This is a genomic window from Pseudomonas sp. S3E17 (assembly GCF_024168685.1).
In the GTDB taxonomy this organism is placed as follows: Bacteria; Pseudomonadota; Gammaproteobacteria; order Pseudomonadales; family Pseudomonadaceae; genus Aquipseudomonas; species Aquipseudomonas marginalis.
The window spans coordinates 1,167,900-1,193,203 of record NZ_JALJWE010000001.1 but is presented as its reverse complement, the minus strand read 5'-3'; the positions used below and the strand labels follow the sequence as shown (position 1 = coordinate 1,193,203).

At 62.6% G+C, this 25,304-nt stretch carries 22 protein-coding genes; 12 read left to right on the top strand and 10 right to left on the bottom strand.

Features of this window, described 5'->3' with window-relative positions; translation table 11 throughout:
* Positions 1-70: 70 nt before the first annotated feature.
* The 3 genes from J3D60_RS04890 to J3D60_RS04880 all read left to right on the top strand — a co-directional run bounded on the left by J3D60_RS04890 (position 71) and on the right by J3D60_RS04880 (position 4,992).
* Positions 71-1,720 carry a VRR-NUC domain-containing protein gene (locus J3D60_RS04890; protein WP_253490130.1) on the top strand — a complete coding sequence of 550 codons (1,650 nt, stop codon included), beginning with the start codon at positions 71-73 and terminating at the stop codon, positions 1,718-1,720.
* Positions 1,717-3,969, top strand: a complete 2,253-nt coding sequence (locus tag J3D60_RS04885) for an ATP-dependent DNA helicase (RefSeq protein ID WP_253490129.1) — start codon at positions 1,717-1,719, stop codon at positions 3,967-3,969. Before J3D60_RS04890 ends, J3D60_RS04885 begins: the two co-directional genes overlap by 4 nt.
* 81 nt (positions 3,970-4,050) lie before the next feature.
* Positions 4,051-4,992 carry an alpha/beta fold hydrolase gene (locus tag J3D60_RS04880; RefSeq protein ID WP_253490128.1) on the top strand — a complete coding sequence of 314 codons (942 nt, stop codon included), beginning with the start codon at positions 4,051-4,053 and terminating at the stop codon, positions 4,990-4,992.
* A gap of 4 nt (positions 4,993-4,996) precedes the next feature.
* Here J3D60_RS04880 and J3D60_RS04875 read toward each other — a convergent pair whose 3' ends face one another.
* Together J3D60_RS04875 and J3D60_RS04870 are read right to left on the bottom strand one after the other, a co-directional pair.
* The gene (locus J3D60_RS04875) at positions 4,997-5,947 is read right to left on the bottom strand and encodes an alpha-E domain-containing protein (RefSeq protein ID WP_065941447.1); all 951 of its coding nucleotides are present in this window, start codon (positions 5,945-5,947) and stop codon (positions 4,997-4,999) included.
* Positions 5,948-5,949: 2 nt separating this feature from the next.
* Positions 5,950-7,359 carry a circularly permuted type 2 ATP-grasp protein gene (locus J3D60_RS04870; RefSeq protein WP_065941448.1) on the bottom strand — a complete coding sequence of 470 codons (1,410 nt, stop codon included), beginning with the start codon at positions 7,357-7,359 and terminating at the stop codon, positions 5,950-5,952.
* Between the two features lie 595 nt (positions 7,360-7,954).
* Here J3D60_RS04870 and J3D60_RS04865 point away from each other — a divergent pair.
* The 3 genes from J3D60_RS04865 (at position 7,955) to J3D60_RS31255 (ending at position 8,931) form a co-directional block, all read left to right on the top strand.
* Positions 7,955-8,500 (top strand): hypothetical protein, encoded by a 546-nt coding sequence (locus J3D60_RS04865; RefSeq protein WP_027605795.1) that lies wholly within the window; start codon positions 7,955-7,957, stop codon positions 8,498-8,500.
* Positions 8,501-8,572: 72 nt separating this feature from the next.
* Positions 8,573-8,785: a hypothetical protein gene (locus tag J3D60_RS04860; RefSeq protein ID WP_065927576.1), complete on the top strand. Its 213-nt coding sequence runs from the start codon at positions 8,573-8,575 to the stop codon at positions 8,783-8,785.
* A gap of 11 nt (positions 8,786-8,796) precedes the next feature.
* Positions 8,797-8,931, top strand: coding sequence for a hypothetical protein (locus J3D60_RS31255; protein WP_256097785.1), 135 nt, complete (start codon positions 8,797-8,799; stop codon positions 8,929-8,931).
* On the opposite strand, the gene J3D60_RS04855 is transcribed toward J3D60_RS31255, so the two are convergent.
* The 4 genes from J3D60_RS04855 to J3D60_RS04840 all read right to left on the bottom strand — a co-directional run bounded on the left by J3D60_RS04855 (position 8,922) and on the right by J3D60_RS04840 (position 13,334).
* Positions 8,922-10,274 (bottom strand): sodium:proton antiporter, encoded by a 1,353-nt coding sequence (locus J3D60_RS04855; protein ID WP_065927575.1) that lies wholly within the window; start codon positions 10,272-10,274, stop codon positions 8,922-8,924. The genes J3D60_RS31255 and J3D60_RS04855 overlap by 10 nt on opposite strands.
* Before the next feature lie 85 nt (positions 10,275-10,359).
* Complete coding sequence (locus tag J3D60_RS04850) at positions 10,360-11,604, bottom strand: EAL domain-containing response regulator (protein WP_253490126.1); 1,245 nt, start codon at positions 11,602-11,604, stop codon at positions 10,360-10,362.
* A 9-nt stretch (positions 11,605-11,613) separates the two neighbouring features.
* Entirely contained in the window at positions 11,614-12,000 is a 387-nt protein-coding gene (locus tag J3D60_RS04845; RefSeq protein ID WP_065941451.1) for a response regulator, read from the bottom strand.
* Positions 11,985-13,334, bottom strand: coding sequence for a HAMP domain-containing sensor histidine kinase (locus J3D60_RS04840; protein ID WP_253493952.1), 1,350 nt, complete (start codon positions 13,332-13,334; stop codon positions 11,985-11,987). Before J3D60_RS04840 ends, J3D60_RS04845 begins: the two co-directional genes overlap by 16 nt.
* Positions 13,335-13,786: 452 nt before the next feature.
* On the opposite strand from J3D60_RS04840, the gene J3D60_RS04835 reads away from it, so the two are divergent.
* Genes J3D60_RS04835 through xylB form a run of 5 tightly spaced genes read left to right on the top strand, consistent with a single transcriptional unit; the run spans position 13,787 to position 19,747 of the window.
* Complete coding sequence (locus J3D60_RS04835; protein WP_253490124.1) at positions 13,787-15,319, top strand: sugar ABC transporter ATP-binding protein; 1,533 nt, start codon at positions 13,787-13,789, stop codon at positions 15,317-15,319.
* Positions 15,312-16,289, top strand: coding sequence for a ribose ABC transporter permease (locus J3D60_RS04830; RefSeq protein WP_027605811.1), 978 nt, complete (start codon positions 15,312-15,314; stop codon positions 16,287-16,289). Before J3D60_RS04835 ends, J3D60_RS04830 begins: the two co-directional genes overlap by 8 nt.
* A gap of 34 nt (positions 16,290-16,323) precedes the next feature.
* Entirely contained in the window at positions 16,324-17,256 is a 933-nt protein-coding gene (locus J3D60_RS04825; protein ID WP_092358053.1) for an ABC transporter substrate-binding protein, read from the top strand.
* Between the two features lie 21 nt (positions 17,257-17,277).
* Positions 17,278-18,270 (top strand): LacI family DNA-binding transcriptional regulator, encoded by a 993-nt coding sequence (locus J3D60_RS04820; protein ID WP_253490122.1) that lies wholly within the window; start codon positions 17,278-17,280, stop codon positions 18,268-18,270.
* A gap of 16 nt (positions 18,271-18,286) precedes the next feature.
* The gene (gene xylB, locus J3D60_RS04815) at positions 18,287-19,747 is read left to right on the top strand and encodes a xylulokinase (RefSeq protein WP_253490120.1); all 1,461 of its coding nucleotides are present in this window, start codon (positions 18,287-18,289) and stop codon (positions 19,745-19,747) included.
* Positions 19,748-20,031: 284 nt separating this feature from the next.
* Here the strand turns inward: xylB and J3D60_RS04810 are convergent, their stop codons facing one another.
* Complete coding sequence (locus tag J3D60_RS04810) at positions 20,032-20,475, bottom strand: Lrp/AsnC family transcriptional regulator (protein WP_027605815.1); 444 nt, start codon at positions 20,473-20,475, stop codon at positions 20,032-20,034.
* Between the two features lie 109 nt (positions 20,476-20,584).
* On the opposite strand from J3D60_RS04810, the gene J3D60_RS04805 reads away from it, so the two are divergent.
* A complete protein-coding gene (locus tag J3D60_RS04805; RefSeq protein WP_253490119.1) occupies positions 20,585-21,487 on the top strand; it encodes a DMT family transporter in 903 nt (300 codons plus the stop codon).
* Here the strand turns inward: J3D60_RS04805 and J3D60_RS04800 are convergent.
* The 3 genes from J3D60_RS04800 to fabF form a co-directional block, all read right to left on the bottom strand.
* Positions 21,465-23,444, bottom strand: a complete 1,980-nt coding sequence (locus J3D60_RS04800) for a U32 family peptidase (RefSeq protein WP_253490117.1) — start codon at positions 23,442-23,444, stop codon at positions 21,465-21,467. The genes J3D60_RS04805 and J3D60_RS04800 overlap by 23 nt on opposite strands.
* 70 nt (positions 23,445-23,514) lie before the next feature.
* On the bottom strand, positions 23,515-23,895 hold the full coding sequence (locus tag J3D60_RS04795; RefSeq protein WP_065941458.1) for a RidA family protein: 381 nt from the start codon (positions 23,893-23,895) through the stop codon (positions 23,515-23,517).
* Positions 23,896-23,967: 72 nt separating this feature from the next.
* Positions 23,968-25,236, bottom strand: coding sequence for a beta-ketoacyl-ACP synthase II (gene fabF / locus J3D60_RS04790; protein WP_253490115.1), 1,269 nt, complete (start codon positions 25,234-25,236; stop codon positions 23,968-23,970).
* Positions 25,237-25,304: the final 68 nt, after the last annotated feature.

Below are 25,304 nucleotides of genomic sequence, written 5' to 3'. Positions count from 1 at the left end.
ATTACCGATTGCAACACAGTATGGGGAACGGCACTCTGTATGCATAACCAGTATTTGACCTGCGCCCGCCATGCCCAATCCCCTCGACGATCCGCTCTATTACCTGCATAACTTCCGCCAGGTCCTGCATTGGCTGGGGCAACGCTATGCCGATCTGCTCGACCCTGACGAACAGCATTTCATTCAGCAATTCGACAGGTTGCCGCAAGCGTCCCAGGCGCTGTTGGTGCGCATGGTGATGCGCAAGGGCGTGCATTTTCGCGCGGGCAAGCTGCACTACGTGGAGATCGGTTGCCCCCATGCCGCTGCCGCGCCTTTGCGGGAATTGGGATGGGTGGACGACAACCATCTTCTGGCATTTGAAGCATTATTCGCCTTGCTGCAAAAAGGCGAGATCCTCAGCACCTTCGCCCCCTGGATCGACCAGCCCAAGGGCAAGAAGGCCGATTGGCTGGACGGGTTGGCGGCGCAGTTCACCGACACGCGCCGTTTCGCCGACTGGTGCCCGGACCTCGCCGACACGCTGTACAGCCTCACCGTGATGGAGTTATGCGACCGCCTGCGGCTGATGTTCTTCGGCAACCTGCATCAGGACTGGTCCGAGTTTGTCCTCGCCGACCTGGGCATCTACACCTATGAAAAAGTCGAGTTCTGCGCCGAATCGCGGGGGTTGCGCAGCCGCGCCGACGTGCACGGTTTTCTGTTCCTGCACCAATGCCAGCAGGCGTTTGAACGCGGTGAGGCGCTGGCGCAGGTGCTGGCTGAAGTGGCCACGCTGAACACCGACAACCCCTGGCTGGAAAAGCGCCGGGCCAAGCTGTTGTTCCAGCTCGGCCAGTATTGCGAGCGCAGTGCCGAGTTGGACCTGGCGCAGCAGGTCTACCGCACCTGCGCTTATCCCGGCGCCCGCGCGCGGCTGATTCGCGTGCTGGAGCGCCAGGAGGATTACGCCCAGGCCATGGCCCTGGCAAGCGTCGCGCAACAAGCACCGGAAAGTGCCGCCGAACAGCAGCACCTGTTGCGCGTCATGCCCCGCCTGCGCCGCAAGCTGGGCGAACCCCGGCTGCCGACGCTCAAATCCCGTGAAGTCACGCGCCTGGACCTGGAACTTGCGCTGCCGGAGCCGTTGATGTCGGTGGAGTCCTGTGTCCAGGCCCACCTGAGCGCACCTGATGCACCGGTGCACTATGTCGAGAACGGCCTGATCAATTCGCTGTTCGGCCTGCTGTGCTGGGATGCGATCTTCGCGCCGCTGCCGGGGGCGTTCTTCCACCCGTTCCAGCGCGGGCCGGCGGACCTGCACAGCGAAGACTTCCACGCGCGCCGCGTCCCCCTGTTTGACGCGTGTTTTGCGCAACTGCAGGACGGGCGCTACACGACCACCATCCGCCAACGCTACCTCGATAAGTGGGGGATCCAGTCGCCGTTTGTGTTCTGGAACCTGCTCAGTGAGGACCTGCTGGAACAAGCCTTGGCCTGCCTGCCGGCCGAACACCTGCGCTACTGGTTCGAACGGCTGCTGCTGGATATCCGCGCCAACCGCGCCGGCATGCCGGACCTGATCCAGTTCTGGCCGGCGCAAAAGACCTACCGCATGATCGAGGTCAAGGGGCCTGGCGACCGCCTGCAAGACAACCAGCTGCGTTGGCTGGAGTTCTGCGGCGAATACCAGATGCCCGTCACCGTCTGCTACGTACGCTGGGCGGAGCACCCCGCTTGAGCTACAGCGTAGCCGTGCGGGCGCTGTGTGAGTTCACCGCCAAGGTGGGCGACCTGGACCTGCGCTTTACCCCGTCGCCCAGCGCCCAGGAAGGTATAGCGGGCCATCGCACCGTTGCTTCGCGACGCAGCGCGCACTACCAGAACGAAGTGGCCCTCGAAGGCGACTACCAGCAACTGAAGGTGCGGGGCAGGGCAGACGGCTATGACCCGGACGCCAACCGCCTGGAAGAAGTGAAGACCTATCGCGGCGACCTGGCTGCCCAGCCCGCCAACCACCGGCAACTGCATTGGGCCCAGGCCAAGGTGTACGGCTGGTTGATGTGCCAGAAGCTTGGCCTCACGGATATCGACGTAGCGCTGGTGTATTTCGATATCGTCGGCGAAGGCGAAACCCTGCTCAATCAACGTTTCCAGGCGGACGAGCTGCAAGCGTTCTTCAACCAGCAATGTGCACTGTTTCTCGGCTGGGCCCGCCAGGAAATGCAGCACCGCGAGGCGCGCGACGCTGCGGCGCAGACCTTGGGTTTCCCCCATGCCGATTTTCGCCCCGGCCAACGCACTCTGGCCGAGTCGGTGTACAAGGCTGTCAGCACCGGCCGTTGCCTGATGGCCCAGGCCCCCACGGGCATCGGCAAGACCATCGGCACGATCTTCCCGCTGCTCAAGGCCCTGGCGCCCCAGCAACTGGACAAGGTGTTTTTCCTCACCGCCAAGACCCCCGGTCGCAAACTCGCCCTCGATGCAGCCAAGGTGCTGCAGGCCAGCAGCGACCTGCCCCTGCGCGTTCTCGAACTGGTGGCGCGGGACAAGGCCTGCGAGCACCTGGACAAGGCCTGTCACGGCGACGCCTGCCCCTTGGCCAAGGGCTTCTACGACCGTTTGCCCGCCGCGCGCCTTGCCGCGTCCAGGGTCCGCCTGCTCGACCAACACAACCTTCGCGATGTCGCCCTCGATCACGGGGTGTGCCCCTATTACCTGAGCCAGGAAATGGCACGCTGGGCCGACCTGGTGGTTGCCGACTACAACTACTATTTCGACTTCGGTGCCATGCTCTTCGGCCTGGCCCAACTCAGCCAATGGCGCGCTGCCGTGCTGGTGGACGAAGCCCACAACCTGGTCGAGCGCGCCCGTTCGATGTACAGCGCGAGCCTCGACCAGTACAGCCTGAAGATCCTGCGCGACACCGCGCCCGAGCCGCTGAAGAAACCCCTGCAGCGCCTCAACCGCGAATGGAACGCCCTGCACAAGGACCAGCTCGCGCCGTACCAGGCCTACAGCTTGCGCCCGGACAAACTGCTCCAGGCCCTGAACCTGTGCACCAGCGCCCTGGGCGATTACTTCAACGACCACCCCGAAGCCCTCAGTGGTGACCTGCAAGCCTTCTACTTCGAAGCCCTGCAATTTACCAAGGTCGCCGAGCTGTTCAACGAGCACTTTATCTTCGACATCAGCAAGCGCCAGCTCGGCGGCAAACGCAGCAGCTCGACCCTGTGCCTGCGCAACGTGGTACCCGCCGAATTCATCCGGCCGCGCTTGACGGCGGCCCGCAGCAGCGTGTTGTTTTCCGCCACCTTGAGCCCTCGCCACTATTACGCCGACCTGCTGGGGTTGCCAGCGGACACGGCCTGGGTCGACGTGGAATCGCCGTTCAAGGCCGAACAACTGCACGTGCGCATCGTCGGCGACATCTCCACCCGCTTCGTGCATCGCCAAGCCTCGCTGGCGCCGATTGTCGAGCTGATCGCCCGTCAGTTTGCCCAGCAACCGGGCAACTACCTGGCGTTTTTCTCAAGCTTTGATTACCTCCAGCAGGTGGCGCAACTGCTCGCCGAAACTCACCCGCAGATCCCGCTGTGGCAACAGTCGCGGGGCATGGCCGAGGCCGAACGCCAAGGCTTTCTCGATCAATTCACCGAACACAGCCAAGGCGTCGGCTTTGCCGTGCTGGGCGGCGCGTTCGGTGAAGGCATCGACTTGCCGGGCACACGCCTGATCGGCGCATTTATCGCCACCCTGGGATTGCCGCAACTCAACCCGGTCAACGAGCAGATAAAACTGCGCATGGCGGCGATTTTTGGCGCAGGGTACGACTACACCTACCTGTACCCCGGCATCCAAAAGGTCGTGCAGGCGGCGGGGAGGGTGATCCGCAGCCAGCACGACCGGGGCGTGGTGATGTTGATGGATGATCGGTTCGGGGAGGCGCGGGTCCGCCAGTTGTTGCCGGAATGGTGGACGGTTTATTGAGCTATTCCTGCCATCAATAATGCTGGTTCTTGCACAACGGATCCCCCAGGCTAGGCAAAACCTCCAGGAAAGGCCCCGCCCATGAGCCAACTGCCCCCGCAAAAGATCCCTGTAAACGGTATTGAGCTATGGGTGCATGTCTCGGGGCCGGAACAGGGTCGCCCCATCTGGCTGCTCCATGGGTTTCCCGAGTGCTGGCACTCCTGGCGTGAACAGATTCCGGCGTTGGCCGCGGCAGGTTATCGGGTGTTTGTCCCACAAATGCGCGGTTACGGGCCATCGAGTTCGCCCGCCGAGATCGCCGACTATGACCTGTTGACCCTGTGTGGCGATATTCAGCAGGCCATGGATCACTTCGGTCATGATCAGGTCACCATGGTCGGCCATGACTGGGGCGCCGTGGTGGCCTGGCACCTGGCGTTGCTCGAGCCGGAGCGCGTCACTCGGTTGATCACGATGTCTGTGCCTTTTGCCGGGCGTGCTCGTCGGCCGGTGATCGACATCATGCGCGAGCTGTATGCCGACCGCTTCAATTACATCCTGTATTTCCAGGAACCGGGTGTAGCTGAGCAGGAACTGGATGCCGATATCGAACGCACCTTGCGCCTGTTCATGCAAGACCAGGATGTGTTTCTACAGCAGAAACCGGCCACCGCCACGTTGCTTGAGGGCACTTCAACGCCCGGTGCATTGCCGCGTTGGTGTTCACAGGCAGACCTAGACGTGTACGTACAAACCTTCGCCGGACAGGGCTTTCGCGGCCCATTGAACTGGTACCGTAATTTCGAACGCAACTGGCAGCGCACCGAGTTCCTCGTCGGCCGCCAGGTGTTGCAACCGACCTTGTTCCTGATTGGCGACCGCGACCCGGTGGGCGTATTCGAGGCCCATACGCTCAAACGCATGCCCGAATGCGTGCCGCAGTTGGAGCTGCACGTGTTGGCCAACTGCGGGCACTGGATCCAGAACGAGCAGGGCGCGCGGGTTAACACGTTGCTGCTCGATTTCCTGGGCCGGCACTGAACCGTCAGACCACTTCCAGGTAGGAACTGTGGATCGCACGCGCCAACTCGCGCACGGTGTCGATGAACTCCGTGAGACGGCTATGCAGGCCGTCTTCGAGAATCTCATCAATCCCGGTATACCTCAGCCGCGCCTCGAACTCCGCCGCCAGGCGCTGTGCGGTGCGCCCGTAACTGCCGGGCAGGTCCGCGAGGATATGACTCAACTCTTCGATACAGGCATGCAACGAACGCGGCACGTCACTGCGTAATAACAGCAACTCCGACACCGACCGCGCATTCAGCGCATTCGGATACAGCTCCGTATACGCCTCGAACGACGACAACGCGCGGAGCAGGGCGCTCCACTGGTAATACCCGCGTGCCGACAGGTCGCTGACTTCTTCCGACTCTTCGCCGAACATCTCGTAGCGCGCGTCCAGCAGGCGCAGGGTGTTGTCCGCGCGTTCGACAAAGGTGCCCAGGCGAATGAAGCGATAGGCGTCGTTGCGCATGATGGTCCCCGAGGTCGCGCCGCGGAACAGGTGCGAACGCTGCTTGACCCAGTCACAGAAGTGGCTGATGCCATGGCGTGCCAAGCCGCCGGCGGCGATGCTGCGCATTTCCAGCCAGGTGGCGTTGAGGTTTTCCCACATATCGGCGGTGATGCGCCCGCGCACCGCATGGGCATTGCCCCGCGCGGCGCGCAGGCAGTTGTAGATGCTGGCCGGGTTTTCTTCGTCGAGGGCGAAGAAGTGCAGCATGCGCTCGGCATCCAGGGTTTGGTGGCGCTCCAGGTAACTGTCCAGGGTGCCGCTGCTGAGCAACGACATCGCCAGTTCGTCTAGGCCATCGCTACGCCCGGCCTGGGGCATCAGCGACAGCGAGTAACTGACTTCGAGCATGCGCGCCAGGTTCTCGGCGCGCTCCAGGTAGCGGGACATCCAATACAGATCTGCGGCGGTTCTACTCAACATACTCAGCCCTCCACCACCCAGGTGTCCTTGGTTCCGCCGCCTTGCGACGAGTTGACGATCAACGAGCCTTCCTTCAGCGCCACACGGGTGAGGCCTCCCGGCACCAGGCGGGTTTCCTTGCCCGAGAGCACAAAGGGCCGCAGGTCGATATGCCGGGGCGCGATGCCGTTTTCGACAAAGGTCGGGCAGGTGGACAGGCTCAGGGTCGGTTGGGCGATATACGCATGGGGGCGGGCCTTGATGCGTTGGCGGAAGTCTTCGATCTCGGCGGCGCTGGAAGCGGGGCCTACCAGCATGCCGTAGCCGCCGGAGCCCTGGGTTTCCTTGACCACCAGGTCGGCGAGGTTGGCCAGTACGTGGGACAGTTCATCCGGCTTGCGGCACTGGAAGGTCGGCACGTTTTGCAGGATCGGCTCTTCATCCAGGTAAAACTTGATCATCGCCGGTACATAGGGATAGATCGATTTGTCGTCCGCCACGCCGGTGCCGATGGCATTGGCCAGCACCACATTGCCGGCGCAATAGGCCGCGACCAGCCCTGGCACGCCGAGCATGGATTCAGGGTTGAACGCCTGCGGGTCGAGGAACGCGTCGTCGATACGCCGGTAGATCACGTCCACCGCCTTGGGCCCGTCGGTGGTGCGCATGAACACCTTGAGGTCGTGCACGAACAGGTCGGCGCCTTCCACCAGCTCCACGCCCATTTCCCGCGCCAGGAACGCATGTTCGAAGAACGCGCTGTTGAAGCGCCCGGGCGTCAGCACCACCACGTTGGGGTTGTCCAGGCGACTGGCGCTTTTCAGGGTCTTGAGCAGCAGGTTGGGGTAGTGGTCCACCGGCGCGATACGCTGCTTGGCGAACACTTCGGGGAACAGGCGCATCATCATCTTGCGGTCTTCGAGCATGTAGCTCACGCCGCTGGGGGTGCGCAGGTTGTCTTCGAGCACGTAGTAGGTGCCGTCGCCATCGCGTACCAAGTCCACCCCCGAGATGTGGGAATAAATATCGCGGTGCAGGTCCAGGCCGACCATAGCCTTCTGGTAACCCTCGTTGCCCAGCACCTGGTCGGCCGGAATGATCCCGGCCTTTATGATGCGCTGGTCGTGGTAGATGTCGGCGAGGAACATGTTCAGTGCATTGACGCGCTGGATACAACCGCGTTCGATCACGCTCCATTCACTGGCGGGGATGCTGCGGGGGATGATGTCGAAGGGGATCAGGCGCTCGGTGTCCTGCTCGTCGCCATAAAGGGTGAAGGTGATTCCCGCGCGATGGAAGAGCAGATCGGCTTCGCGACGGCGCTGGGCCAGCAATTCCGGCGGCGTGTTGGCCAGCCAGCGGGAGAAGTCCTGATAGTGCGCACGGCACACGCCGTTTGCGTCATTCATTTCATCGAAGAAAGATCGAGCCATTCCAGTACCTTGTCAGTGCCGAGGGTTGCCTTGGGTGGCACTGCCGCTTTAAAAAACGCATTTTTTTATGAGCCCGTGGCTGATGGTGCCACCGGGCCTGGTCCTTACTTTCTTATGGGGTCGGCTCTGGGTCGGGGGGTAACGAATGTTCCTGTATTCGGGCAGATGAATGGATAAAGCAATGCGTGTGCCGGAATGGGCATCCCGCGCTGATTTCCCATTGTGGTGAGCGGGCCTTCTGGGGTTACCAGGCTTCTGGGGTGAGCTGGACTGTTGTGGTGAGCTGGACTGCTGGGGGAGCCGGACTGCTGTGGTGAGCGGGCTTGCTGTGGTGAGCGGGCTTGCCCCGCGTTGGAGTGCGAAGCGCTCCCAAGTTTTTTTGGGGCCGCTGCGCAGCCCAACGCGGGGCAAGCCCGCTCACCACAACAAGCCCGATCACCATATTAAGCCCGCTTATCACACAAAAAAGGCAGGCCATGACAAGGCTGCTCACCATAAGGGAGCGGTTTGCGCACCGCGATGGTGCAACAACAAACTTGAACTTCGCCACGGCCCGATTCTTCTAAGGGGTTTAAGCCCAGCAGGGAGCACGGATGTGCCCAGAATCATTTCACCCGACACCCCGGAAGCGAACCTGGCCGACCACAGCGAGCACAACGCCAAGATCTTCGGCTCGCCCAAGGACCGCCTGGACTTCTACCGTCGCGAAATCCAATACGAAACCACCATCCTCGCCAACCGTACCGATGCCTACCTGACCGCGCAGTCGTTCCTGGTGATTGCCTTTGTCTCCGGCATGGGCAACCTCAACCCGGAATGGGGCAAGTTGTTCACCCTGGTGGTGCCGGTGTTCCTGACGCTGCTCGGCATACTCAGTTCCCTGAATGCCTGGCCGGGGATCCGCGCCGCGTACGAAATCATCGATCACTGGCACTACAAGCAGAGCGAACTGCTGCGCAGCGAGCCGGTGATGGGCATGGCCTACGATGAGTCGCCGCTGTTTTCCGAAATGGAGTCGTCCCATAAGGGCTACCGCAAGTCGCTGCTGTTCTCCATGCGTGCGCCGTGGTTGTTCATGGTGTTCTGGGTGTTGCTGGGGGCGTACGCGTTTTATATCCAGGTGGATAACCCGGGCTCTTAAGCAATTGGAACTTCAGTGGCCGGCACGGGACCTTACCTTTACGCAGTCTGCGTTTTTCAAACGAGGTGAGCCATGAGCACAGACAAAGACCCCCAGACCAGCAACCGTAACGACCCGGCAATCGACGGCGGCGAACCGGCCCCAGGCACGGCGGCCGATGCACCGAAAGACCCGAAACCCGCCGCCGACCCCAAAGCCAGGGAAAACGACTACAGTCCAGACTTCAAGCCTGAGCGCGAGCCCAAGCCTGAAACCGATGCCGATATCGATACCCAAGGCGGTTAGAGGAGACGGTCATGTCCAAAGAACTGGAAGAAGAACTCAACGATCCGGGCAATGAAGACCCGGGTTCCCTGATGGATGATGCAGAAGTACCGCTCAATGATCTGGATGACGCGGCGGATGTGGGTAATACCGAGCGTCAGGACTGAGCTTTCGCCTGGGCACGTCGTTCATACCACGCGAGCATCGGCTGGGTACTCAAGCCATGAACGACGATGCTCAAGGCGATCACTGACAACGTCAGGTTCACCGCCACCGCGCTGCTGGTGCCGACAAGGCCATGGTTGAGCGCGTAGAACAGGTAGTAGATGCTGCCGATTCCGCGAATCCCGAACCAGCCCATCAGCCCGCGCTGCTGGCGATCGACCAGGCGACCCCAGGGCATTGCAAACACACTGACCGGTCGAATCACGCAGAACAGCAACGCCGCCAACGGCAATGCCCGCCAATCCCAATGACTGGCCAGCACGATGCCGAGCACCGTGACCAGGAACACTTCCATCGAGCGCTCCACCAGGCTGCCGAACGAGAGCATGTCGCCCATCATTACGCCGGCGGCGATCTGGGTCTCGGCCAGCTCACTCACATCCCCTTGCAGGGCGTGCTCCGGTTCCACCTCAAGATGACCCACCACCGGCAGCGCCAAATGCTCCGATGGCGTGTGGGAGTTGCCGGTTGACCTGAACTCTGCCTGACGCAGCCCGAGCCCGGCGGCGAACACTGACAGAAAGCCGTACCCCCCCACCGCTTCGGCCACCACATAGGCCAGGGCGATCAGGGCGAGGGTCAGGTAGTCATTCGGAGAGAGCGTACTATCACTGTTGTTGACGCGTAGCCACAGGGTCGTGCGGCCAATGCCCCGGCCCATCCAGTAACCGATCAACAGCCCTGCCGGCACCGCCCACAGCAGGTTCTTCAACGCCCAACCGCCTAGCCAGTCACCGTCAAAGCCGCCGTGCTGCATGAAGACCAAGGCAAAAATCACAAAGGGAAAGGCCGTGCCATCGTTCAACCCGGCTTCTCCGGACAAACCGAAGCGCAGCGCATCGTAATCCTGTGCATTATTGACCTGTACCAGGCCCGCCAGCACCGGGTCGGTCGGCGCGAGAATGGCACCCACCAGCAGCGACACCCCCCATGACAGTTCAAACACGTAATGCAGCGCCAGGCAGCTGCCGAGGATGGTCAACAGCATGACTGGCCCGGCCATGCCGAACGCGATGCGCCAGGTGCGATGGCCCAGGGGCAGGCGCAGTTTGAGCCCGCTGACGAACAGTGAAAACAGCACCGCGACTTCGGTGAGGTGCTCCATCCAGCGCGCAGACTGCTTGATATCCAGGTGCAGCAGGTCCACGCCGAGGGGGCCGATGCCCACGCCCAGCAACAGGCACACCGCCGAGGTGGTCACAGGCATCCAGCGCAGGTAAGAGGAGGTGAGGGCAAGGGTCAGCAGCACGGCACCGAGGACGGCCATCCATAGAATAAAAGTCATCGGGAGGGGTATCCAGGGCCGTGGTCTATTCACGTTCGAGGCGTGTCGCCGACTGCAGGTTCAATGTGATTGCGTCGCTTTGAATTCATTGGCGATTGATCAGCAGGCGCTCCAGGTCTTCAGTGGGCAGCGGCCGGCTGAACAGGTAGCCCTGGATCTGATCGCACCCCGCCTCCTTGAGGAACGCCAATTGCGCCTGGGTTTCCACACCTTCGGCGACCACCCGCAGGCTCAGGCTGTGGGCCAACTCGATAATGGTGCGGGTGATCGCGGCATCCTGGGGGTTGCTGGTGACTTCGCGAATAAACGCAATGTCGATCTTCAGCGTGTCGATGGGGAAGCGTCGCAGGTAGGCCAGGCTCGAATAGCCGGTACCGAAGTCGTCAATGGAGATCTTCACCCCCATGGCGTGCAGGCGTTGCAGGCTGTCGATGGTGTGCTGGGTATTCTCCATCAGCGAGCCTTCGGTCAGTTCCACTTCCAGCCAATGGGGTTCGACGCCGGTCTCATTGAGAATACGCGCGATATCGGCAATCAGGTCGCCCTCGATCAACTGGTGGCCGGAGACGTTCACCGACACCTCGACGGCGCCAATCGCGCTGCGCCGCCACGTCGCAATCTGCTGGCACACGCTGCGGATCACCCAGCGGCCCACCTCCACGATCAAGCCCAGGCTTTCAAGGATAGGCACGAATATCCCTGGCGATACCGCGCCGTAACCCGGGCGCTCCCAACGCAGCAGTGCCTCCAGGGCGCAGATCTGCCCATCGGCCAACGCGATTTTTGGCTGGTAGTGCAGGGTGAATTCCTCGCGTTCCACGGCCAGGCGCAGGGCGTTTTCCAGGTCCTGGCGGGCCAGGTCGTGCACGTTCATCCGTGCGCTGTCACCGGCATGGTGTTGCAGTTGCTGCTCAAGCAACTGGCTATGGCGCTTGAGTTGATCGCCGTGGCTCTTGAGCCGCAGCAGGTTGCGCACGCGCAGCCACAGTTCGACCCGCTCCACCGGCTTGCTGATGAACTCCTCGGCACCGGTTTCCAGGCCACTGACCCGTGCACTCGACTCGCTGAGGGCCGACAGCATGATGATCGGAATGCTCGCCGTGGCTGCGTCGCCCTTGAGCTGGCTGGCCACTTCGTAGCCGTCCATGCCCGGCATCATGATGTCCAGCAGGATCAGGTCAGGTGGCTGTTTGGCCACGAGTTGCAAGGCTTCCTCGCCGCTGGCCGCCGTCAGGGTCTGGTAGCCCTCATGTTGCAACAGGGTTTCCAGCAGCTTGCGAACCTGGGGTTCGTCATCAACGATCAACAGCGTTGCGGGTTGGCTGGCCATGGAGAGGACTCATCTGAGGGGGGAGAGGGTGGTGTGTTGCAACAGCGTGTCGATCACCTGGTACAGCTCTTTGTAGCGCAACGGCTTGCTGATGTAGGCATCGCAACCGGCCAATCGGGTCTTTTCACGGTCTTCCTTCATGGCCATGGCGGTGAGGGCAATCACCGGGATATGGGCGGTGTGCGGATCCTGTTTGAGCAGCGCGGTAGCGGCCAGGCCGTCCATGCCCGGCAGCTGGATGTCCATCAGGATCAGCGCCGGTTGGGCTTCACGGGCCAGGGTCAGCCCGCTCTCGGCGTCGGCGGCCCACACCACCGTGTGCCCGACGTTGACCAGCAGCAGTCGGGCCAGGCGCATATTGGCCTCGTTGTCTTCGACGATCAGGATATGGGCCATCCAGCCTCCGTGCCGCGGTGGAGTGGCAGCCACACCACAAACCGGGCGCCCTGGCCTTCACGGCTGGCCACCGCAACGCTGCCACCGTGCAGGTCGACCAGCTGCTTGACCATGGCCAAGCCCAGGCCGGTGCCTTCGAATTTGCGCGCCAGGCTGCTGTCGATCTGGCTGAACGCCTTGAACAGCTTGCCCATGTCCTCCTCGGCGATACCGATACCGGTGTCGCTGACGCTCAATTCGAGGAACTGCTGGTGGGCGCTGGGTTGCAGGGCAAACCCGTGCATCGGCCAATCGCCGGGCACTCGCCCGACCTGTGCGCGGGCCACCTGGCGCACCGCCAGGGTCACGGAACTGCCGTGCGCGCTGAACTTCACCGCATTGGCCAGCAGGTTGTAGATGATCTGCTTGGTCTTGCGCAGGTCCAGCGCCAGTGTGCCGAAGTCGCCCTGGCTTTCGAGCTTCAACTGGATGCGTTGCAGGGCGGCTTTTTCGCGCACGATCAACAGGCTGTTGGACAACAGGCCCGCCAACTCGACGGCTTCCAACTCCAGGTCCATCATCCCGGCTTCGACCTTGGACAGGTCGAGAATGTCGTTGATCAGCGACAACAGGTGCTGGCCGCTGGTAAAGATGTCGCCGATGTATTCGCGCTGGGTCTCACTCATGTCGCCCACCAGCCCGTCCTTCAACGCCTCGGAAAAACCGATCACCGCATTCAGCGGTGTGCGCAATTCGTGGGACATGGTGGCGAGGAATTCGGATTTCATATGGCTGGCATGTTCCAGCTCCAGGTTCTTTTCCTCCAGCGCGCGCTCAAAGCCTTTACGCTCGGCTTCTTCCTGTTTGCGTGCGGTGTTGTCGGTGCCGATCAGCAGGTAACCGATGATGGTGTCATGCCGGTTGCGCAGCGCCGTGACCGAGACCATGGCCGACAGGCGGCTGCCGTCCTTGCGGATATAGGTCAGCTCGTAAATATCCTCGATGCCGCGGGAGGCCTTGAACACCAGGGCTTCGAAGCCCGGCGTGATCGGCGTGTCCAGCTCCAGGCTGAGGGCGGCGGCGCGGGTGATCAGTTCGTCGGGGTCGGAGATATTGGCGGGGGTAATGCGGTTGAGGACATCCTCGGCGGCATAGCCGAGCATGCGTTCGGCGCCGACATTGAAGATCTGGATCACGCCCTTTTCATCGGTGGCGATGCTGGAGAAGTAGGCGCTGTTGAAGATTGCGTCTTGCAGGGCACCGGTTTTCAGCAGGGTTTTCTGGCGTTTGAATTCGACGATTTTTTCAGCCCGTGATTGGGCTTCAAGCGGTGGTCCAGTGACGGGTTTGTCCATGGCGGTGTTTTCCAGGCAGATCGGCCCGGCCATGTCGATGACAGGGCCGCAGAGCATGCTCACAGAAAATCGCGTGGACGCGATGAGGAGGAGATGAGGTCCCCGGACAATAGCAGATACTGCCCGCACTTCGGTATGGATACACTCAAACGAGTGTACGCCGGCAAAGGGCGGCGGGCCGCCAGGCAGGGCAGGCGACGTTCGGTCATGTGCAGCGGCAAAGGGTTGACCATGGCCTTGAAAGCCCACGCGGATAACACCCTGGTGCACCTGCTGCCAAAACGTTAAAAATGCCAAAATGGCACTTTATGCGCTTGATGAAACGTTTCTTCTAGCGACAAACGGACTGCGCAAGCGCTTGCGTAAGTAAATGTATCTGATTAGAGTCGGTGGCAATCGGCTCTGATCAAAGGGGGCTGAACGACAAAAATAATAAAACCAGGAGCTCATTGATGAGCCTTGAACCCTTGCTTGAGATGCAGGGCATCAGCAAAACCTTCAACGGTTTGCGCGTGCTCAAGAATGTCGGCCTGAAGGTCTACCCCGGCGAAATCCACGCCTTGATGGGGGAGAACGGCGCCGGCAAATCGACCCTGATGAAAATCCTCTCCGGCGCTTACCAGGCCGATCCCGGCGGTGAAATCCGCATGGCCGGCCAGCCCGTCGCCACCTTTACCCCCGCCACCGCCAAAGCCCTCGGCATCGCCGTGATCTACCAGGAATTGAGCCTGTGCCCGAACCTGAGCGTGGCCGAGAACATCTACCTGGGCCGCGAACTGCGCCGTGGCTGGACCATCGACCGCCAGGGCATGCAAGCCGGTTGCGTCGAAGTGCTGCAACGCCTGGGCGCCGAATTTACCCCGGCCACTAAGGTCAGCAGCCTGTCGATTGCCGAGCGCCAGCTGGTGGAAATCGCCCGGGCCTTGCACGCCCATGCCAGGATCCTGGTGATGGACGAACCGACCACGCCGCTATCGTCCCGCGAGACCGACCGCCTGTTTGCGCTGATCAAGCAACTGCGCAGCCAGGGCCTGGCGATCATCTACATCAGTCATCGCATGGCCGAGATCTATGAACTGTCGGACCGTGTCTCTGTGCTGCGCGACGGCCAATACATCGGCGAACTGAGCCGCGACGCGCTGTCGGCCGAAGTCCTCGTGAAGATGATGGTGGGCCGCGATCTGTCCGGTTTCTACAAGAAGGAACACGCCGCCTACGACCCGGGTGCGGTGGTGATGCGCGTGCGTGACATGGCCGATGGCAAGCGCGTGCGTAACTGCAGCTTCGACCTGCATGCCGGTGAAGTGCTGGGGATCGCCGGGCTGGTCGGGGCAGGGCGCACCGAGTTGGCGCGGCTGATCTTCGCCGCCGATCCGCGCACCAGCGGCACCCTGGAAGTGGTGGGCAAGACCGTGACCCAACTGCGCAACCCGGCGGATGCGATTCGTGCCGGCGTGGTGTACCTCACCGAAGACCGCAAGGCCCAGGGCCTGTTCCTGGACATGAGCGTGGCCGACAACATCAACGTCTGCGCCTGTGTGCCGGATGCCCGTGCCGGTGGTGTGCTCGACCGTGGCCATGGCTTGAAACGTGCCAATGATGCAATCAAGTCACTGTCGATTCGCGTGGCGTCGGGCAAGGTCAATGTCGGCACGCTGTCCGGCGGCAACCAGCAGAAGGTCCTGCTGGCGCGGCTGCTGGAGGTCAAGCCCCACGTGCTGATCCTCGACGAACCCACACGCGGCGTGGACATCGGCTCCAAATCCGAGATCTACCGCATCATCAATCAACTGGCGCAGGCCGGCGTGGGCATCGTGGTGATCTCCAGCGAGCTGCCGGAAATCATCGGCACCTGCGACCGGGTGCTGATCATGCGCGAAGGCCAGTTGGTGGCCGAAGTCGGCGGGGCCTCCGGCCACGTCATCTCCCAGGAACGTATTATTGACCTCGCCACCGGTGGCGATCAGGTGGTTGCCCATGGCTGATTCGATGATTGCAACAACAGGCAAGGCCGAACGTGCCCGCGAACTGATGCGCACCGTCGGCATGTTGCCGGTGCTGATTTTGCTGCTGGTGGGCTTCGCCCTGGCCAGCGAGAACTTCCTGACCATGCAGAACCTGTCGATCATCACCCAGCAGGCCTCGGTCAACGTGGTGCTGGCGGCGGGCATGACGTTTGTGATCCTCACGGCGGGTATCGACCTGTCGGTGGGGGCGATCCTGGCGGCGTCGGCCGTGGTGGCGTTGCAGGCGTCGATGTCGCCGCAGTTCGGCATGTTCGGCATTGCGGCCGGTATTGGCTTTGGCCTGTTGCTGGGCCTGGTCAACGGTGGGTTGATTGCCTTCATGCGCCTGCCGCCGTTTATCGTCACCCTTGGTGCACTCACCGCTATGCGCGGCCTGGCGCGTCTGCTGGCGGACGACAAGACCGTGTTCAACCCCGACCTGCCGTTTGCCTTTATCGGCAACGACTCGATCCTCGGCGTGCCCTGGCTGGTGGTGATCGCCGTGGCGGTGGTGGCGCTGTCGTGGTTCATCCTGCGCCGCACGGTGATGGGCGTGCAGATCTATTCGGTGGGCGGCAACCCCGAAGCGGCGCGGCTCTCCGGGATCAAGGTGTGGAAGGTGCTGCTGTTCGTCTACGCCATGTCCGGCGCCTTGGCCGGGCTGGGGGCGGTGATGAGCGCCTCGCGCCTGTTCGCCGCCAACGGCCTGCAACTGGGGCAATCCTACGAGCTGGATGCGATTGCCGCGGTGATCCTCGGCGGCACCAGTTTTACCGGCGGTGTCGGCACCATCGGCGGCACGCTGATCGGCGCGCTGATTATCGCGGTGCTCACCAACGGCCTGGTGCTGCTGGGGGTGTCGGACATCTGGCAATACATCATCAAGGGCATCGTGATCATCGGCGCGGTCGCGCTGGATCGCTACCGCCAGTCCGGTGCACGGACCTGATTTCACTCATACAACAATCACAAGAGAGACCCGCATGAACCTTAAACGCATGTTTCCCGTCATTGCCTTGGCTGCCCTGATGTCCCAAGCCGCAGAGGCCCGCGAACTCAAGGCCCTGGGCATCAGCATGGGCTCGCTCGGCAACCCGTATTTCGTGACCCTGGCCGATGGCGCCACGGCCCGGGCCAAGGAGCTGAACCCCAACGTCAAGGTCACCTCGGTGTCCGCCGACTACGACTTGAGCAAGCAGTTTTCGCAGATCGATAACTTTATCTCGTCCAAGGTCGACCTGATCCTGATCAACGCCGTCGACCCTTCAGCCATGGCCTCGGCGATCAAGAAAGCCCGTGATGCCGGCATCGTGGTGGTGGCGGTGGATGTGGACGCCAAGGGCGTGAATGCCACCGTGCAGACCGACAACGTCGAAGCCGGCAAGCTGGCCTGCCAATACCTGGTGGACAAGCTTGCCGGCAAGGGCAACGTGATTATCCAGAACGGTCCGCAAGTCACCGCCGTGACCGACCGCGTCAAAGGCTGTAAAGCCGCATTGGCCGGCGCGCCGGAGATCAAGGTGCTGTCCGACGACCAGGACGGCAAAGGCTCCCGCGAAGGCGGCCTGAACGTGATGCAGGGCTACCTCACGCGCTTCCCGAAAATCGACGGCCTGTTTGCGATCAACGACCCCCAGGCCATCGGCAGCGACCTGGCGGCCAAGCAGCTCAAGCGCAGCGGCATTATCATCACGTCGGTGGACGGCGCGCCGGATATCGAGAACGCGTTGAAGACCGACACCCAGATCCAGGCGTCAGCCAGCCAGGACCCGTGGGCTATGGCGCAGACGGCGGTGAATGTCGGCAATGACCTGCTCAACGACAAGGCCCCGGCCGAAGCGGTGACCCTGCTCACGCCAAAACTGATCACCCGCGACAACGTCGGTACGTACAGTGGCTGGTCGAGTAAACATTGATAGCGTGAGAGGAACAGCGTCGTGGTGACCATGGATGACGTGGCAAGCAGGGCGGGGGTGTCGACGTCGACCGTGTCACACGTGTTGAACGGCACCCGCAAGGTCAGCCCGGCCACGGTGCTGGCGGTGCGGCGGGCGATCCAGGAACTGGGGTATATCCCCAACACCCTGGCGCGCTCGCTGGCGCGGTCCAGTACCAACACGATTGGCGTAGCGATTTCGGCGCTGTCCAACCATTACTTCAGCGAGACGGTGCACGCGATTGAAACCGAGTGCGCCAAACACGGCTACATGATGCTGTTTGTCGACACCCACGACGACCCGGAGCAGGAGCTGCGGGTGGTCACGGCGCTGCATCATCGGCGGGTCGACGGTATTGTGCTGGCGCCGTCGAACGGTTCGATGGCCCTGGAGTACATGCGCGCCAACGAGATTCCGGCGGTGTTGGTGGACCGCATGATGAGCGAGCAGTTTGACCAGGTCGGGGTGGAGAATACCCAGGCCACCCAGGCCCTGATTGAACACCTGATCGGGCACGGGCACCGCCGCATCGGCTTTATCGCCGGGCGCACGGGGTTCAGCACCACGGATGAGCGGGTAGCGGGTTACCGCGCGGCGTTGCACGCGGCGGGGCTGGCCTTCGATCCGCAGCTGCTGGTCAACGGCGGCTCCAACACCGAGCCGGCGCGCCAGGCCACGGTGCAGTTGCTGGGCCTGGCTTCGCCACCCACGGCGATCATGGCCGGCAATAACCTGATGACCCTCGGCGCGATGCACGCCCTGCGTGACGCGCAGCTCGACGTGCCGAGACAAATGGCCCTGGTGGGCTTTGATGATTTTGACTGGGCGGATTTTTTCGTGCCGCGCCTGAGCCTGATCGCACAGCCGGTCAAGGCCCTTGGCGCCCGCGCGGTCGACCTGTTGCTGCAACGCATGGCGTCGCCTGACGCAGCGGCCCAGAGCGTGCGCCTGGCGCCGACCCTGCAGTTACGTAACTCCTGTGGCTGTCATTGATGGGAATAACACACGCATGAACAGTCCTGTTTCCCTGGGCATTGACCTGGGCACGTCGGAACTCAAAGCCATCCTGATGGACCCCACGGGCGCGGTGCTGGCCCATGCCGGCGTGCGCTTGAGCGTGTCGCGCCGGCACAGCGGCTGGTCTGAACAGGCGCCGGAAGACTGGTGGCAAGCCTGCTTGCAGGCGTTTGCGCAACTGCGCGGACACGAGGCGTTTACCCGCGTGGCCTGTATCGGCCTGTCGGGGCAGATGCACGGCGCGGTGTTGCTGGGGGCGGACAACCGCGTGTTGTACCCGGCGATCCTGTGGGACGACTCCCGTGCCGTGGCCGAGGCCGAACAACTGGGTCCCGGCTTCGCCGACGTCACCGGCAGCCTGCCCATGGCCGGGCTGACCGCGCCGAAACTGCTGTGGCTGCAACGGCATGAGCCCGAGGTGTTCCAGGCGATTGACTGCGTGCTGTCGCCCAAGGATTACCTGCGCTTGCGCTTGAGTGGCGAGCGCATCAGCGAGATGTCCGACGCGGCGGGTACGTTGTGGCTGGATGTGGCGCGGCGGGCATGGTTTACCCCTATGGTTCGCGCTACAGGCCTTACGCCCGGGCAATTGCCCAGGCTGGTGGAGGGTGGTGCGGCGAGCGCGTTGTTGACGGCCACGGGACTGGGCCTGTCAGCTGAGGTGGTGATTGCCGGCGGTGGCGGTGACAACCCTGTGGCGGCGGTCGGCATCGGCGCGGTCAACGCCGGTGATGGCTTTATTACCCTTGGCACCAGCGCCGCCATTGTTGCGATCACCGATCACGCTGCAGGCAATCCGGCCAGTGCAGTGCACAGCTTCTGCCACGCGCTGCCCAACCGCTGGTACACCATGGGCGCCATGCTCGCCGGCGCCAGTTGCCTGCGCTGGGTCACACGGCTGACGGGTATGGCGGATGAACAGACGTTGCTGGAGCAGGTGCAGGCGCAGTTGCCGATTGAGCAGCACGTGCCTTTGGGGACGCCGTTGTTCCTGCCGTACCTGGCCGGCGAACGCACACCCCACAACGATCCTTTGCTGCGCGGCGGCTTCATGAACCTGGGCCACGACTGCACACCGGCGATGCTCGGTTATGCGGTGATGGAAGGGGTGGGTTTCGGTTTGCTCGATGCGTTGCGCGCGGTGCAATCGACCGGCGCCGACGTGGGAGCCTTTGCCCTGGTGGGCGGCGGTGCGCGCAGTGAGTACTGGGCGCAGCTGCTGGCGAATATCCTGCAGCGGGAGATCTTCACGTTGCAGGGCAGTGAATTGAGCGCGTGTATTGGCGCGGCGAAGCTCGGGTTTGTGGCGATGGGGCAGGGGGCGGAGCTGCTCGCGGCGGGGATGCCGGTCAAAGCCCGGTACATACCTGACCTGACGCAGCAGCCGGTGTTGGAGGCGCGTTATCGCAAGTTTCAAAGTTTGCTGCCCGCCGCCAAGGCCCTTCACGACTAGGCTCCTTTGGCGAGCGGGGCTGTTGTGGTGAGCGGGCTTGCCCCGCGCTGGGCTGCGAAGCAGCCCCAATAAAGGCACCGCGTTTATCCAGGCATAGTGAGTAGTCAGGTTTAGGGGCCGCTTCGCGCCCCAGCGCGGGGCAAGCCCGCTCACCACAGCAAGCCCGCTCACTACAGCAAGCCTGCTCACTACAACAGGCCTGCTTGCCACAACAAGCCCGCCTGCCACAGGAAGCCTGCTCACCACACCCGGCCCACTCTCCACAAGAATCGGTGTGTTGCGGTTCAGTCGTTGGTCAGCGGCGGCAAACGTCGCTTTACCGGGGTTTTCTTGACGATGGCGGTGTTGGTTTCGGCATAGGCATTGATCCGATCCAGCAGGCTGTCGAGATGGTCCATGGTGCGCACGTGCAGGCGCGCGATAAAGCAGTCTTCGCCGGTGACCTTGTCGCATTCGGTAAACTCCGGGATCGCCTGGATCTGCCGCTCCACCTCCTGCAATTTGCCGGGCAGGGGGCGGATGCGCACGATGGCTTGCAGCAGGTAACCGAAGTGCCTGGGGTCGATGTCGACGGTGTAGTGAGTCAGCACGCCGCGTTCTTCCAGGCGGCGCAGGCGTTCGCCCACACTGGGCGAGGACAGCCCGGTGATGCCCGCCAGGGCCTTGAGGGACAGCCGCGAGTCATCCATCAAGGCGGCGATCAGTTGCTGGTCGATGGTGTCGATCATGGTGTTCGCCTAATAAGAAAAGGTGATTGCGGGATTTTGCCTTTTTTAGTCACTGGAGCCGCGCACAAGCAGATTGCCATAATTGAGCCTCACTTGAGGAGCATCAATCATGGATTCATCCATCCGTCGCGGTTCGTGGGAAATGATCGCCGCCATGCTGATTTCGGGCACCATCGGCTGGTTCGTGCTGGTGTCCGGCGTATCGGTGATCGAAGTGGTGTTCTGGCGCTGCGTGATCGGCGGCCTGACCCTGTTGCTGGTGTGCGCGGTGCTCGGCTACCTGCGCCTGGACCTGCTCAGTTGGGCCACGTTCGGCCTGGCGATGCTCAGTGGCGTGGCGATTGTCGGCAACTGGTTGCTGCTGTTCGAATCCTATTCCCGCGCCTCGATCGCCATCAGCACGGCGGTGTACAACGTGCAGCCGTTCATGTTGGTGATGCTGGCGGCGCTGTTCCTGGGAGAAAAGATCACCGTGCAGAAACTGGCGTGGCTGAGCCTGGCGTTCCTGGGAATGCTGGCGATCGTCACCGCCCATGGTAATCAGCCAACCGGCGACGATTACCTTGCAGGCATTGCCCTGGCGCTGGGCGCGGCATTGCTGTACGCGATTGCCGCACTGATCATCAAGCGTTTGAAGGACGTACCACCGCATTTGATGGCGTTGATCCAGGTGACCACCGGCGCTGTGTTACTGGCGCCCTTGGTGCCTTGGAACAGCTTGCCTGCCACCACCAACGCCTGGGCTGCATTGGTCACGCTCGGCGTGGTGCACACCGGTTTGATGTATGTGTTGCTCTATGGCGCGATCCAGAAACTGCCCACAGCCATCACTGGCGCTCTGTCGTTTATCTACCCGATTGCGGCGATCTTCGTCGATTGGATTGCCTTCGGGCATCGCCTGGGCTGGCTGCAATGGCTGGGGGTGGCGGCGATCCTGCTGGCGGCGGCGGGGTTGCAGCGGGGCTGGTGGTGGCCCCGCTCCCATAGGGTCAGTGCGTGCCCTGAAAGATGATATTTTCCGGGTTGAAATGCTCCACCACACTGCCCGGTTGTGGCAACCCAAGGATATGCCCCTTGATCTTGCCCACCACGTGCATTTCGCAGGGTTTGCAGTCGAACTTCAACGTCAGCACTTCATCGCCGTGAATCAACTGCATCGGCGCGACCTTGGTCTTCACGCCCGTGACACCCTTGGCCTGTTTAGGGCAGAGGTTGAAGGAGAAACGCAGGCAGTGCTTGGTGATCATCACCGGCACTTCGCCTTTCTCTTCATGGGCTTCAAAGGCTGCGTCGATCAGCTTCACCCCGTGACGGTGGTAGAAGTCGCGGGCTTTCTGGTTGTAGACGTTGGCCAGGAACGACAGGTGCGCTTCCGGGTACACCGGCGGCGGCGTGGTTTCGGCCTTGCGCCCGCCACGGGGGTGGGCGGCAACACGGGCTGCGGTCAGGGCTTCGATCACTTCGCGGCGCAATGCCTTGAGCTGCGAGTTGGGAATGAAGAACGCCTGGGGTGCATCCAGTTCGATGCGGGTGGCGTGATACTCGGTGGTACCGAGTTGGCCAAGCAGGTCGCGCAGGGTGTCCAGCGCCTGTTCCGGCTTGTTGGCCACGCCGAACGGGCCGGGCAGGGTGACGCTGGCGCAGATGCCTTCTTCGCTGGTGGCGGTGACGTCCAACTGCTCTTCACGCAAACGTGCGACCCATGACAGGCCGATACGGCGTTCGGCCGAGGTCTTGAGCAACGCCTGTTGCCAGTTGTGGTCGAGGTTGCGGTTCAGCGGGTGGTTCGGGCGCAACTGATGCAGGCCGGCCGGCATTTCATTCGGCTCGACGCGGTAGCGGTAGCGCTTCTCGCCGTCTTCCTCGAACTCGCCCTTGGGCTCGGCGATGTTGGCGCGGAAACCCACCACTTCACGCTTGACCAGCACATTGAGGCCGTCGCCGTTGGACAGCGGCTCATGGGTGATCACTTGCAGGTCACGCTTGCCGGCTTTTTCCACCACGCCCACCGGCAAACCGGTGAAAGTCGGGGTGTCGAAGGCGCCGATGTCGATCTTGCGGTCGCTGACAAAGTAGTCGGTGCTGCCACGGTGGAAGGTTTTTTCCGGGTCGGGCAGGAAGAAGTGCGCGGTACGGCCGCTGGACGCGCGCGCCAGGTCCGGACGGTCTTCGAGGATTTCGTCGAGGCGCTGGCGGTAATAGGCGGTGATGTTCTTCACATAACCCATGTCCTTGTAGCGGCCTTCGATCTTGAAGGAGCGCACGCCGGCTTCCACCAGCGCACGCAGGTTGGCGCTCTGGTTGTTGTCTTTCATCGACAGCAGGTGCTTTTCAAAGGCCACGACGCGGCCCTGGTCGTCTTTCAAGGTGTACGGCAGGCGGCACGCCTGGGAGCAGTCCCCACGGTTGGCGCTGCGGCCATTTTGCGCGTGGGAGATATTGCACTGCCCGGAGAACGCCACGCACAGGGCACCGTGGATAAAGAACTCGATGGCGGCATCGGTCTCGTCGGCGATGGCGCGGATTTCCTGCAGGTTCAGCTCGCGGGCCAACACCAACTGCGAGAACCCGGCCTGGTCGAGGAACTTGGCGCGGCCCAGGGTGCGGATGTCGGTCTGGGTGCTGGCGTGCAGCTCGATGGGCGGGATATCCAGCTCCATCACCCCAAGGTCCTGCACGATCAGCGCGTCGACACCGGCGTCGTAGAGCTGATGGATCAGCTTGCGCGCGGCTTCGAGTTCGTTGTCATGCAAGATGGTGTTGATAGCCGTGAAGACGCGGGCGTGGTAACGACGGGCGAATTCCACCAGTTGAGCGATATCGCTCACTTCGTTGCACGCGTTATGGCGCGCGCCGAAGCTCGGGCCGCCAATGTAGATGGCGTCGGCGCCATGCAGGATGGCCTCGCGCGCGATGGCGACATCGCGGGCAGGGCTGAGCAATTCCAGGTGATGCTTGGGCAAGGACATAGTTTTTTTAGTCAGGCTTGTCACGGTTGAGGCGCGCATTGTAGCTGTGAAATGCCTGACCGGCATTACTTCAGGCTTGAGCGGCCATCGCGGTGACTTCCACGCGCATGCCGTCTACCGCCAGCGCAGCCACGCCAACCGCCGCACGCACGGGCCATGGCTTGGCAAAAAAGCGTTTGTAGACCTCATTGAACGCGGCCCGGTCGGCCATATCGGTCAGATAAATGGTCAGGTGCATGACCCGGTCCATGGAGCTGCCGGCCTTTTCCAGCGCGACTTTCAGCGCTTGCAGGGTGCATTCGCTTTGCAGGGTGATGTCACCCAGTTCCAGGCTGCCGTCGGCGCGGGTCGGGATCTGGGTGGAGACCAGGATGCCGTTGAAACCGATAACGTCGGAGGAAATCGAGTCGGCATCCGGATCGGGGGTGTAGGACAGGTCGTGGTTGGCCATGAGCGCCTCTTGTTGGCAGTAACGGAAAGGCGCCATGGTCCCCGAAAACAATCCCAGGGGCAAACCGCTGGCTTATACCCAGCGGCGGAACAACACGCTGGCATTCACGCCACCAAACCCGAAGCCGTTGGACAGCGCGTATTCAATCGCCATCGGCCGCGCATCACCGCGCACCATGTCCAGCCCCTCGGCCAGGTCATCCGGGTGTTCCAGGTTGAGGGTCACCGGTGCGACCTGATCGCGCAGGGCAAGTACGGTGAAGATCGCTTCGATCCCGCCTGCAGCCCCCAGCAAATGGCCGGTGGCGGACTTGGTCGAGCTGATCGCCAGCTGGCCACCGGCACCGAACACGGTCCTGATGGCTGCCAATTCGCCCTTGTCGCCCACCGGCGTCGAGGTGGCGTGGGCATTCAGGTACTGCACCGCGGACGCCTCGATCCCCGCCTGACGCAACGCCTGCGTCATCGCTCGGCGCGCGCCATCACCGTCTTCCGGGCCGGAGGTCATGTGGTACGCATCGGCACTGGTGCCGTAGCCCACCAATTCGGCAATAGGCCGGGCACCGCGTGCCAGGGCGTGCTCCAGTTCTTCGATCACCAGGATGCCGGCACCTTCGCCCATCACAAAGCCGTCCCGCGCTTGATCGAACGGGCGCGAGGCGCGCTCGGGGGCGTCGTTGAAGTCGCTGGACAAGGCCCGCGCCGCCGCAAAGCCACCCAGGCTGACGCGGTGGATCGCCGCTTCGGCGCCACCGCACACCGCCACGTCCACTTCACCGGCACGGATCATCCGCGCAGCGTCGCCAATCGCCTGCACACCCGCCGCACAGGCCGTGACCGGCGCTCCCAACGGGCCTTTCAAGCCATAGTTGATCGACACATGCCCGGCGGCCATGTTGCTCAGGAACGATGGAATGGTGAACGGCGACAAGCGTCGCGGCCCCTTGCTGTCGGTGGTACGTACCGCCTCGGCGATGGCCGGAAAACCGCCGACGCCCGAGGCGATGATGGTGGCGGTGCGTTCCTGCTGCTCCACGGTGTCCGGGGCCCAGCCGGCCTGCTTCAGGGCTTCGTCGGCCGCCGCCAGGGCGAACAGGATGAAACGATCCATCTTGCGCTGCTCTTTTGCGGCCAACAGGCGATCAGGATCGAACCCGGCTTCAGGGTCCTGCAGCACGCTCTGCACTTGGCCGCCGATGCTGATGGCCAGGTCGCCGATCAGTTCTTCAGGCAGGCGACGAATGCCCGACTGCCCGTTCAACAGGCGCTTCCAGGTTGACTCCACATCGGCGCCCAACGGTGTCAGCGCCCCCATGCCTGTCACAACGATACGTTTACTCATGATCAATCGACTCCGGTTGCGTTGAGGGTCCAGACCTTATGGACGTCACTATCATGATGAAAGTAACA

Bases quoted from the DNA above. Each gene is read 5' to 3' on its own strand.
- fabF (WP_253490115.1), bottom strand. From the start codon at position 25,236: ATGAGTAAACGTATCGTTGTGACAGGCATGGGGGCGCTGACACCGTTG.
- J3D60_RS04795 (WP_065941458.1), bottom strand. From the start codon at position 23,895: ATGGCCAACCACGACCTGTCCTACACCCCCGATCCGGATGCCGACTCG.
- J3D60_RS04845 (WP_065941451.1), bottom strand. From the start codon at position 12,000: ATGGCCCATATCCTGATCGTCGAAGACAACGAGGCCAATATGCGCCTG.
- J3D60_RS04840 (WP_253493952.1), bottom strand. From the start codon at position 13,334: ATGGACAAACCCGTCACTGGACCACCGCTTGAAGCCCAATCACGGGCT.
- J3D60_RS04835 (WP_253490124.1), top strand. From the start codon at position 13,787: ATGAGCCTTGAACCCTTGCTTGAGATGCAGGGCATCAGCAAAACCTTC.
- J3D60_RS04830 (WP_027605811.1), top strand. From the start codon at position 15,312: ATGGCTGATTCGATGATTGCAACAACAGGCAAGGCCGAACGTGCCCGC.
- J3D60_RS04890 (WP_253490130.1), top strand. From the start codon at position 71: ATGCCCAATCCCCTCGACGATCCGCTCTATTACCTGCATAACTTCCGC.
- J3D60_RS31255 (WP_256097785.1), top strand. From the start codon at position 8,797: ATGTCCAAAGAACTGGAAGAAGAACTCAACGATCCGGGCAATGAAGAC.
- J3D60_RS04825 (WP_092358053.1), top strand. From the start codon at position 16,324: ATGAACCTTAAACGCATGTTTCCCGTCATTGCCTTGGCTGCCCTGATG.
- J3D60_RS04870 (WP_065941448.1), bottom strand. From the start codon at position 7,359: ATGGCTCGATCTTTCTTCGATGAAATGAATGACGCAAACGGCGTGTGC.
- J3D60_RS04805 (WP_253490119.1), top strand. From the start codon at position 20,585: ATGGATTCATCCATCCGTCGCGGTTCGTGGGAAATGATCGCCGCCATG.
- J3D60_RS04850 (WP_253490126.1), bottom strand. From the start codon at position 11,604: ATGGCCAGCCAACCCGCAACGCTGTTGATCGTTGATGACGAACCCCAG.
- J3D60_RS04880 (WP_253490128.1), top strand. From the start codon at position 4,051: ATGAGCCAACTGCCCCCGCAAAAGATCCCTGTAAACGGTATTGAGCTA.
- J3D60_RS04810 (WP_027605815.1), bottom strand. From the start codon at position 20,475: ATGATCGACACCATCGACCAGCAACTGATCGCCGCCTTGATGGATGAC.
- J3D60_RS04875 (WP_065941447.1), bottom strand. From the start codon at position 5,947: ATGTTGAGTAGAACCGCCGCAGATCTGTATTGGATGTCCCGCTACCTG.
- J3D60_RS04855 (WP_065927575.1), bottom strand. From the start codon at position 10,274: ATGACTTTTATTCTATGGATGGCCGTCCTCGGTGCCGTGCTGCTGACC.
- J3D60_RS04800 (WP_253490117.1), bottom strand. From the start codon at position 23,444: ATGTCCTTGCCCAAGCATCACCTGGAATTGCTCAGCCCTGCCCGCGAT.
- xylB (WP_253490120.1), top strand. From the start codon at position 18,287: ATGAACAGTCCTGTTTCCCTGGGCATTGACCTGGGCACGTCGGAACTC.
- J3D60_RS04860 (WP_065927576.1), top strand. From the start codon at position 8,573: ATGAGCACAGACAAAGACCCCCAGACCAGCAACCGTAACGACCCGGCA.